This window comes from Mesorhizobium sp. IMUNJ 23232 (assembly GCF_044326205.1).
Classification (GTDB): Bacteria; Pseudomonadota; Alphaproteobacteria; order Rhizobiales; family Rhizobiaceae; genus Kumtagia.
The window spans coordinates 1-9,985 of sequence record NZ_JBIRCY010000111.1 but is presented as its reverse complement, the minus strand read 5'-3'; the positions used below and the strand labels follow the sequence as shown (position 1 = coordinate 9,985).

Annotated in this window: 9 protein-coding genes; 2 read left to right on the top strand and 7 right to left on the bottom strand. The window is 63.0% G+C overall.

The genetic code is table 11. The annotated features are described in order from the left end of the window. Positions 1-309: 309 nt before the first annotated feature. Positions 310-1,536, bottom strand: a complete 1,227-nt coding sequence (locus ACH196_RS36745; RefSeq protein ID WP_396651761.1) for a lytic murein transglycosylase — start codon at positions 1,534-1,536, stop codon at positions 310-312. Positions 1,537-1,747: 211 nt separating this feature from the next. On the opposite strand from ACH196_RS36745, the gene galU reads away from it, so the two are divergent. After that, positions 1,748-2,650, top strand: a complete 903-nt coding sequence (gene galU / locus ACH196_RS36740; RefSeq protein WP_396651760.1) for a UTP--glucose-1-phosphate uridylyltransferase GalU — start codon at positions 1,748-1,750, stop codon at positions 2,648-2,650. Between the two features lie 28 nt (positions 2,651-2,678). On the opposite strand, the gene ACH196_RS36735 is transcribed toward galU, so the two are convergent. Next, positions 2,679-4,403 (bottom strand): outer membrane beta-barrel protein, encoded by a 1,725-nt coding sequence (locus ACH196_RS36735; RefSeq protein WP_396651759.1) that lies wholly within the window; start codon positions 4,401-4,403, stop codon positions 2,679-2,681. Positions 4,404-4,550: 147 nt separating this feature from the next. On the opposite strand from ACH196_RS36735, the gene ACH196_RS36730 reads away from it, so the two are divergent. Continuing rightward, positions 4,551-5,546 carry an SIS domain-containing protein gene (locus ACH196_RS36730; protein WP_396651758.1) on the top strand — a complete coding sequence of 332 codons (996 nt, stop codon included), beginning with the start codon at positions 4,551-4,553 and terminating at the stop codon, positions 5,544-5,546. A gap of 9 nt (positions 5,547-5,555) precedes the next feature. Here the strand turns inward: ACH196_RS36730 and ACH196_RS36725 are convergent, their stop codons facing one another. The 5 genes from ACH196_RS36725 to ACH196_RS36705 form a co-directional block, all read right to left on the bottom strand. Continuing rightward, on the bottom strand, positions 5,556-6,014 hold the full coding sequence (locus tag ACH196_RS36725; protein ID WP_396651757.1) for an NfeD family protein: 459 nt from the start codon (positions 6,012-6,014) through the stop codon (positions 5,556-5,558). 10 nt (positions 6,015-6,024) lie between these two features. Beyond that, positions 6,025-6,975: an SPFH domain-containing protein gene (locus tag ACH196_RS36720; RefSeq protein WP_396651756.1), complete on the bottom strand. Its 951-nt coding sequence runs from the start codon at positions 6,973-6,975 to the stop codon at positions 6,025-6,027. A gap of 113 nt (positions 6,976-7,088) precedes the next feature. Beyond that, positions 7,089-8,300, bottom strand: a complete 1,212-nt coding sequence (locus ACH196_RS36715) for an NAD(P)/FAD-dependent oxidoreductase (protein WP_396651755.1) — start codon at positions 8,298-8,300, stop codon at positions 7,089-7,091. A gap of 72 nt (positions 8,301-8,372) precedes the next feature. After that, complete coding sequence (gene hemH / locus ACH196_RS36710; RefSeq protein ID WP_396651754.1) at positions 8,373-9,437, bottom strand: ferrochelatase; 1,065 nt, start codon at positions 9,435-9,437, stop codon at positions 8,373-8,375. Positions 9,438-9,559: 122 nt separating this feature from the next. Then, on the bottom strand, positions 9,560-9,985 hold a 426-nt coding region (locus ACH196_RS36705; protein ID WP_396651753.1), incomplete at its 5' end, for a LysM peptidoglycan-binding domain-containing protein.

Genomic DNA, 9,985 nt, shown 5'->3' with positions numbered 1-9,985 from the left:
TCGACTGCGCGGTGTTGTTCTGGCATTGTCATGAACGTCCATCCGAGGCTCCTGGCTGGCGGTCGCGTGTGTGGTAACCGCAACCTCGCATCCAAGCCTCGGACGGACAACCTCCATAGCAATGACACCTAACCCACAAAAAGCATCCTCCGCAGCCTAGGGTGTGTTGATATTCAGGTGATGCCGGCCTGCAAATGGCGGCTTTCTGCGCTTCCGGTACTCACGTACCGAAATGTACGCTGCGTTCGTCGCTTCGCGACCCCAAAATCCACCTTTTTCGGCTCGGCCTCACCTGAATCTCAACACACCCTATTGCTTCCGCAAGGTCTTCAACACTTCCAGGCTCGGATGGCCGTCGGCGTCCATGCCGGCTTGCAGTTGGAACGCCTTGATCGCCGACCGCGAGCCTTCGCCGATCTTGCCGTCTGCCTTGCCGTCATAATAACCGTGCGCGGTGAGCCGCTCCTGAAGCTCCTGCTTCTCGGCGAAGGACAGTTTTGTGAACGGCCGCTTCCAGTCCTGCGCCAATTCGCCATAGCCGGCGATCTGGTCGGCGAGCAGGCCGACCGCAAGCGCGTATTTGTCGGAATTGTTGTAGCGCTTGAGCACATAGAAATTCTTCGCCATCAGGAACGCCGGGCCGCCTCGCCCGTCAGGCACCTTGAGTTCCGCTTTGTCGCCGCCGTTGCGGAAAGGTTTTCCGCTCGGCCGCTCGATGCCGAGAGCAGCCCATTTCGACAGCGACATCGAGCCTTTCGGGAATTTCGTGCCCGCCGGGAGCACGACCTCGTATCCCCAGGTCTTGCCAGCCTGCCAGCCGTTCTTCTTCAGCAAATTGGCGGCGGTGGCCAGCGCGTCGGGAACCGAGTTCCAGATGTCGCGGTGGCCGTTTCCATCGATGTCCACGGCGTAAGCCTGGTAGGAGGTCGGGATGAACTGGGTGTGGCCCATGGCACCGGCCCAGGAGCCCATCAGATGGCTCTCGTCTATGTCGCCCGTCTGCAGGATCTTCAGTGCGGCGATCAACTGGGTGCGCGCGAATTTCGCCCGCTTCTTGTCGGCGTAGGCGAGCGTCGCCAGCGAGCGAACGACATTGCGCATCACCTTGTCGTTCTTGAGGATCTCGCCGTAGTTCGATTCCATCGACCAGATGGCGAGCAGGATGTTGCGGTCGACGCCGAAACGGGCCTCGATCTTGTCCAGCCATGGCTTCCATTTCTTCGCCATGGCGCGGCCGACCTCTACCGACTGCTCGTGCACCCGGTTGTCGAAATAGTCCCAGACGGGAGCCGTGAACTCCGGCTGGAACCGCGCCTTCTCGATGACCTCGGGGTCGGCGGAATCGATCCCCCGGAAGGCCCGGTCATAGGTCGCGCCGGAAATCCCGCTTTGCACGGCGGTTGCGCGGAAGCCCGCTACCCAGCGCTCGAAGCCGGCATCGGCAAAGGCCGGCGTGGCTGAAACGAATAGTGCAATCGACAGGCCGGCAGCCGCCGCGGCGCCGGCAAAGCGTCTTGCGGTGTTGCGAACGAGCATGTTTCCCTCCAGTTCGATATACTGAAGACTCATTCATCGCCAAAGGCGGTTAGCAATTGGTTTACCATAGGGTCGGTCGGAACCAAAATTTGTGCAATGGGTTGTTGGCAGCGTCCCACCTGTTGCATTCGGGGAACTATTCCTAAATTCAGGCATGACAATGTCTTCCGGGCTCATCGCAGCCGCAAAGCATGAATGGATACTTTAGACGATGAAGCGAGTCAGAAAAGCTGTCTTCCCCGTTGCAGGGCTTGGAACAAGGTTCCTGCCGGCGACTAAATCGATCCCGAAGGAAATGCTCACCGTCGTCGACCGGCCGGTGATCCAGTATGTGGTCGACGAGGCGCGGGAAGCCGGCATCGAGCATTTCATCTTCGTGACGGGACGCAACAAGGGCGTCATCGAGGACCATTTCGACCTGCAGTTCGAGCTCAACGAAACGCTGGCGCAGCGCGGCAAGACCGAGCAACTGGATTATCTCACGAAACTGCAGCCCGGACCGGGCCAGACCAGTTTCACCCGGCAACAGGTGCCGCTCGGGCTCGGCCATGCCGTGTGGTGCGCGCGCGACCTGGTCGGCGAGGAGCCCTTCGCCTTGCTGCTGCCCGACATGATCATGCAATCCGAGAAGAGCTGCCTCAAGGAGATGGTCGAACTCTATGGCGAGACCGGCAACAACATCATCGCCGTGCAGGAATGCGATCCCGCCGAAACCCACAAATATGGCATCGTCGGCAAGGGCAGGGACGTGCACAACGGTTTCGAGATCACCCAGATGGTGGAGAAACCGAAAGCCGGAACGGCACCGTCCAACCTCTTCATCAATGGCCGTTACATATTGCAACCGGAGATATTCGAGGTTCTGGCCAGCCAGGAGCGGGGCGCCGGCAACGAGATCCAACTAACCGACGCGATGCTGAAGCTCGAGAAGCGCCAGCCTTTCTTTGGTTATCACTATCGCGGCAGCACCTATGATTGCGGCTCGCCGGAGGGGTTCGTGGAAGCCAACATCGCTTTCGCGCTGGCGCAGCCGGCGATGCGGAGCGGCGTCCTGGCGATGCTGGAACGCCTGATCGCCGACCTCGATCCAGGCGAGACGCAACCCGTGGAATAGGCGCGGGTTCGGGCGCTGGAGCTTCGGCTCAGCGCTGGACCTTCAGGCCGAGGAAGACACTGTTGGCCGTGTAAGCACGGCCTTCAATGTTGCTTTCCTGGCCTTCATATCGCAGCCGCCCGGTGACGCCGGCATAGCGGTTCAGCCACCAGGTTGCACCGACTTCCGCATTGTACAGGAGGTCGTGCGAATCCGAATCGGCATAGTTGCGGTAGCCGAGGCCTAGCTTGGCGTTGGCGGTCAGGTTGGCGCGCACCTGACGTTCGACGTCGACCTGCACGGCGTGCAGAATGGAGCCGCTTTCGCCTGCCGTCGTCGTGCCCTCCATGGTGGTGGCGGCTTCGATGTTGACGGTCGTCTCCCGCTCGGGTGACCAGGTGAGCAGGGCGCTGAGCGTCGGGCCGTCGATCGGCACGAGCCGATCGTCATCGAATTTCTCGTGAATCCAGCCGCCCGAGATTTCTCCCGTCAGCTTCTCGTTCAGGTCGAGTTCGACGCCGGCGCGTGCGCCATAACGATCGTTGGACCTGCGATAGCCTGCGCTGTCGACTTTCTGGTCATAGAACTGGCGGCCGCCCTCAACCTCGACGAAGGGTGTTATCGCCGGCGAGATTTCGTAACCAGCACGCAACAGACCCGTCACAAGGGTGGCGTTGCGGTCCTTCTGGGAGAGTGTTTCGCCGTCGTCGAGATCGGCATTGCCATAGACATCGCGATCGATCCGGGCGGTTATGCCGAAACGCGCCTTGCCGACATCCTTGTCGAGGCCCAGGCTGCCGCTGAAGGTCTGGTGGATGGGGTCCGAGGCGGTCCCTTCGATCACCACCGGCGATGAAGCGGTCTCCGGCAAACGCAGGTACTCCAGCGTGCCGCGACCTTGAAGCTCTTCGGAGATATCGAGGTTCAGCCCCGCAACGGCGCCTATGCGCGAGTCTTCCAGCTCGAATCCCGAGATCGACCGGCGGAAGGTGCCGTAGGCATCGAACGTCGCGGAGTTATGGCTCCAGTCCGACAAGGCGTTCAGCCGCAGGGTGGTCTCCGACAGCACGGCCTTCTGGCCGTCGACACTGTAGTTTGCGTTCGAGGTGACGGTAACACCTTGTTCGATCGTAGGACGCAGGATGAAGGTACCGACGCGGATGCCCAGCGGAGCGTAGGGATTCTCCGGTTCGGTGCGCCCGTCGAGCACTTCGATCGCCTCGATCCGATCGGCGTCGTCCGGGACGCCGATCCTTTCAGTCGGACCGATCGGCTCGGTGCGGACGGTTCCGGTGGTCTCGTTCCCCTGGTCCTGGGCGGGTACTCCGCTCCTCGTGTCGCGCGTGTTGGGCCGAGGTGTTTCTTCTGTCTGCTGCTGTTGCCGCTCGCGGCTCTGCTTGCGCTCGCGCGCGGTCGAAGGTGGCCGTGTGCCCGGTATGGGCAGGTCCTCGGTGAACGTCTTCTTGTCCCCCTGATCCTGAGGGAAAAGCGTGCCGGACGGGTCGGAACTGTCCAGAGGCGGCTCGTCGGGAACGGCGCCGGGACTGACGGGGATGTAGGGAGCCGGGGGCGGCTGGTCTGCGGAACGAGCCTGCGTAGCGCCTGTGGTCAGCGGATCGGCGGAAGCAGCTCCTGGCTGGATGGCTCCCCGCAAGCCGCCGGCATCCTGCGCCGAGACAGGACCTGTCATCGCCCAGACGCTCGCCGAGGCCAGCAGAAGGCAGATCGCCTTCGCCCGCAGGCTGAACGTTGGCTTGATGCGGACCTGCGGCATAACTTTCCAATGGTTCGGTGACGCCTGCGCGTCATGCTTACCGAACCGTAAATGCGGATGGTTAATGTTGTGTTGCTCGTAAGACTGCGGTGGGCAACCGCGTCTTGATGGTGGACAGAATGGCGTCAAAGCGCTAAGCGCTCACCCATGGCTCTCGCTTCCGTGATACAATCCGATCGCTCCTTCTCGATCGCGTCGGCCCTCAGAACGGTCTCGATCGAGCAGGCGGGCGTGACGGCGCTTCTTGCTGCCCTGAACAACGGCCTGTCCGAGCCTTTTGCTCAGGCGGTCGAACTGATCTCCTGCATCGAAGGGCGTGTCATCGTCACCGGGGTCGGCAAGAGCGGCCATATCGGCTCGAAGATCGCCGCGACGATGGCCTCGACCGGAACGCCGGCCTTCTTCGTGCATCCCGCCGAAGCCAACCACGGCGACCTCGGCATGATCGCCAAGGACGATGCCATCATCGCCATGTCCTGGTCCGGCGAGACAGCCGAACTCAAGGGTATCATTGCGTATTCCAGGCGCTTCTCCATCCCGCTGATCGCCATCACGTCAGGCACCGAGTCGGCACTGGCGCGGGCCGCGGATGTCGTCATCAACTTGCCGAAGACGCCGGAGGCGTGCCCGCACGGGTTGGCGCCGACGACCTCGACATTGCAGCAGCTCGTCATCGGCGATGCGATGGCGATCGCGCTGCTCGAGATGCGCGGCTTCACGCCGGATCATTTCCGTACCTTCCATCCGGGCGGCCAGCTCGGCGCCAGCCTGACCAAGATCAGCGACATCATGCATACAGGCGACGGCATACCGACCATCCTCGTCGGCTCCGGCATGAAGGAAGCCATCGTGGCGATGTCGAGCAAGCGATTCGGCTGCGTCGTGGTCGTCGATGCGGAGGGAGGCCTCGCCGGTATCATCACCGACGGCGACCTCAGGCGCAAGATCGGCGAGGATCTGCCGTCGAAGACCGTCGATCAGGTGATGACGCGCAATCCCAAGTGGATCGAGCCGGACGAACTGGCGGCTTCCGCGCTGCAGCGCATCCAGTCGTCGTCGATCACCGGGCTGATCGTCGTGGAAGACAGCAAGGTGGTCGGCTTCGTCCACCTGCACGATTTGCTGAAGATCGGCGTCGCGTAGACCGCGGCGTCAGACCGCGACCACCACCAGTTCCACGTCGCCCACCGAAACCACCTTCACCCGCGATCCGACCGGAAGGTCGGGGCCGGAGACGCGCCACAGCGTGTCGCCGAGCTGGATGCGGCCATAGCCTTCGCGGATCGGCTCGGTCAGCGTCGCGGTACGGCCGATCAACTGCTCGCCGCGGCGGTTGAGCAGGGGCTGGTCGCTTTCGGTCTTGCGCCCGCCCATCAGCTTGTAGCCGGCGTAGGCGGCAACCAGCGACAGCGCCAGGAAGACGATCACCTGGATTTGCCAACCCCAGAAGGCGGAGTCCCAAAGCGCCAGCGAGATCGCGCCGACGACAAGCGCCGCAAGGCCGATCCACAGCAGGAAGAAGCCGGGCACCACGATTTCTATGGCGAGCAGCGCCAGCCCCAGCACCATCCAGTTCCACGGACCCAACTGGCCCACCAGCCATTCGATCATTGGGGTGTCCTCAGTTCTGATCCGGTACGCGCGTCACGGGCGGACGGGCGGACGAACGCGAGGGGGTCGTGGCGCCGTCGCCGAAAACGTCACGGGCGATCGCCCCGATGCCGCCCAGCGATCCGATGAGCGACGAGGCTTCGAAGGGCATCAGAATGATCTTGCTGTTCGGCGCCGAGCCGATTTTCGCCAACGCCTCGGTGTATTTCTGGGCGACGAAGTAGTTGATCGCCTGAATGTCACCCTTGCCGATCGCGTCGGAGACGACCTGGGTCGCCCGGGCTTCGGCTTCCGCGGAGCGTTCGCGTGCCTCGGCGTCGCGAAAGGCGGCCTCCTTGCGGCCTTCCGCTTCGAGCACCTGGCTCTGCTTGAGGCCTTCCGCCTCCAGAATTTGAGCCCGCTTGTTGCGCTCGGCCATCATCTGGCGCGCCATGGACTCGACAAGGTTCGCCGGCGGGTTGATGTCCTTGATCTCGACGCGCGTCACCTTGATGCCCCAGGGGTGCGCCGCTTCATCAACCACACGCAGCAAACGCTCGTTGATGACGTCGCGATTGGAAAGCAGTTCATCCAGCACCATCGAGCCCATGACCGTGCGGATGTTGGTCATGGTCAGCGTCAGGATTGCATTCTGCAGATTCGAGACCTGATAGGCGGCCTGAGCGGCATTGAGGATCTGATAGAACGCTATGCCGTCGACCGCGACGGTGGCGTTGTCCTTGGTGATGACCTCCTGTGTGGGAACATCGAGGACCTGCTCCATCATGTTCATCTTCGCCCCGATGCGATCGATGAAAGGCAGGATCAGGTTGAGGCCCGGCGTCAATGTCTTGGTGTAGCGGCCGAAACGCTCGACCGTGTAGTTGTAGCCTTGGCTTACCGTCCTGATGGCAGAGAACAGTATTGCGATGACAACGACTGCGAGAACGAAGATGGTGATGTCGAAGCCGGTGAAATCCATGCAAATCCCTCCAGTTGCAGCGCCGGCCGCGCCGAGAGCGCCGCCCGGCCTCACGAATCACTTAGGTTGGTTCGGGTAGCTATACAATCAGGCGCTGTCCGAAACGCCGGCGATCAGCGGGGAAAGGCGAAAAGTGCGGCGTCCGTGTCTTCGCCGCCATCGAGCGCGGTCGCGATCAGTTCGGAAGCAATCTGCGAATAGGTGATGCCGTTGCCGCCATAACCCATGACGGCGAAGAGGTCTGGCTTGCGCGGGATGGTCCCGATCATCGGCAGACCGGTGGTGGTGGTGCCGAACGCCCCGGCCCAGGCGAATTCTGGCGACGTGTCGATCCCAGGGAACATGCGCCGGAGCTTTTGCGAAATGATCGCGGTCTTTTCCTCGATCATCGAATCGCGCAGGGTCTCGTCGCTGAATTCCTCGTCCTCGCCACCACAGATGATGCGCCCGTCATGCGTGGAGCGCATGTAAAGATAGGGGTCCGAGGCCTCCCAGATGAAAGCCGCGCCGGGCCAGACGTTGCCTTTTTGTGGCCGCGTCGCGATGGCGAAGGTCGAGATTATCTGGTGTTTTGTTGCCGGCACCGCGTCCATCAGTTCGTAGCCGGTGGCGAGCACGACGCTTCTTGCCGAAATGACCGGGCCGTCCTTGGTGGCGACCGTCACCTCGTCCGATGTTCCGGCGATCGTCGTCGCTTCGACCGGCGCATAGAGACGCCCCTTGCGATCCAGCACCTTCTTCAAGAGTCCCGCCGTGAGTTTGCGCGGGTCGAGCGCGAGATTACCATAGCTGAGCAGCGCGGAACGGCCCTTGATGCCAAAGCGTTCGGCAAGCTCCAGCGGCTTCAGATAGTCGGCGCGGAGCCCAACTTGACGCCGTGCCTCACCTTCCTCCCGTAACTGCGTCGGTGACAACACATTGCCGTCGAGGAACAGCGATTGCCGGGGTTCCATCAGGCAGTCGATCTGCAGCTCCTCGATGCGCGCCTGCAAATTGGCGACCGCGAGACGGGAGCGCCGCCACGCGGCTTCCGCCTTATCGCGCCCGATCTTGCCGGCCAGCAGCGAGAGCGGCTGGTCGATCTCGTATTGCACCAGCGCGGTCGTCGCGGCGGTCGAGCCGGCCAGCGGCCCGCGCCGGTCGATGCAGACAACGTCGTGGCCGTTGGCGGTCAGCGCCTCGGCGATCATCGCGCCGCTGATGCCCATTCCGACCACCAGGACATCGGTCTTGATGTCCTGCCTCAGACTAGTCGTCGGAACGCCCGGTGCGCGGTAGGCGGACCATACCGGGCGTCCGGTGCGAAGATCGAGTTTGCGCTGCATGAGATTTCCAGGTCGGAGGCGAGCGTCAACGGCGTAGCGCCACCGGCGTTCCCTGAGTGGTCGAAAGCCGGCTCAGATCCAGCCGGAAAGTTCGCGGCGGACCACCGTCTCGATGACCTCCATGCCTTCGGGAGAATCGTTGAGGCAGGGGATGTGGGAGAAATTCTGTCCGCCGGCGTGCAAGAAAATCTCGGCGGCCTCGACCGCGATCTCCTCCAGCGTCTCGATGCAGTCGGCGGAGAAGCCGGGGTTGACGACGGCAATGGATTTCACACCCTCGCTCGCCAGTTTCTCAACCGTCTTGTCCGTGTAGGGCTGCAGCCATTCCTGCGTGCCAAAACGCGACTGGAAGGTGGTGATGAGCTTCTGCTCACTCCATCCAAGTTTTTCGCGCAGCAGTCGGATCGTTTCGAGGCAGTGGACGCGGTAGGGGTCGCCCTTGTCCGAATAGGGTTTCGGAATGCCATGGAAGGAGGCCAGCACCACCTCCGGTTCGAAAGGCAGCGTCGCCAGATGTTTCTCGATCGAGCGGGTGAGGGCTTCGATATAGACCGGCTCGGCATAGTAGGGCGGCACGCTGCGCACGGCGGGCGCGTTGCGCATGGTCGTCAATGCGTCGAACAGCTTGTCGTTGGCGGTCGCCGTCGTCGTCGCCGAATATTGCGGATAGAGCGGGAAGGTGAGGATGCGGTCGCAGCCTTGGGCGGTCAGCCGATCGACGACGCTCTTGATCGAGGGATTGCCGTAGCGCATTGCCCAGTCGACGACGATCCTGTCATCGCCGGCGAAGACCGCCGCCAGCTTTTCGCCCTGGGCGCGGGTGATCGTGCGCAGGGGCGACTCGTTCCTCTCGCGGTTCCAGATTTTTGCGTAATTGGCGCCGGATTTTCGCGGGCGGGTGGTGAGCACCGCGCCGTAGAGGATCGGATACCAGATGAAGCGCGGCAGTTCGATGACGCGCGGGTCGGAGAGGAACTCTCTGAGGTAGCGCCACATCGGCCAGAAATCGGTGCCGTCCGGCGTGCCGAGATTGACCAGCATCACGCCGACCTTCGCGGGCGCTGCGAGATGCCCACCCGCCTCCGTTGCGATGGAGGACGGCCGTTTCAATCCCGGTCCGGCAGTGGTTGCAGTCATAAGGCTGTGCTCCCCGACAGCCGTTACCTAACCCGAAACCCGCCAAATTCAATGCAGCGTCTGGCCGCACATGACAACGGCCCGGCATGAGGCCGGGCCGCTGGCATTCCATGCATTCCGCCTCAGTTGGCCGGCGGGATGGTCAGCGTCGCACCGACCGGAATGAAGTGCGGCTTGTAGGGGTTGGCGTCACCGATCAGGTGCCACTTCTCGCCGTCGCCATAGACCTTCACGGCGATGTCCCAATAATTGTCGCCGGCGACGACGACGTGAGAGGTTTCGGGCTTTGCGGCCGGAGGCGTGGTTTCGGCAGGCGCGGTGGCGGTTGCCGGAGCCGCGGGCGCGCCTTCCGCGGGGGCGGCCGGTGCGGGCTCGCCGGCTGCCGGCGGGGCTTTGGTGATGTCGGCCGATCCGGCCGGAAGTTCAGGCAAGGCGACTTCCGGAGCGGGAGCCGCCGGAGCCGCTGCGGCAGGGGCTGGCTCGGCGGCGGGCGCTGGCTGAGCGGGCGCCGTTGTGGCCGGTGCAGGCGCCGGTTCGGCCGGCGCGGC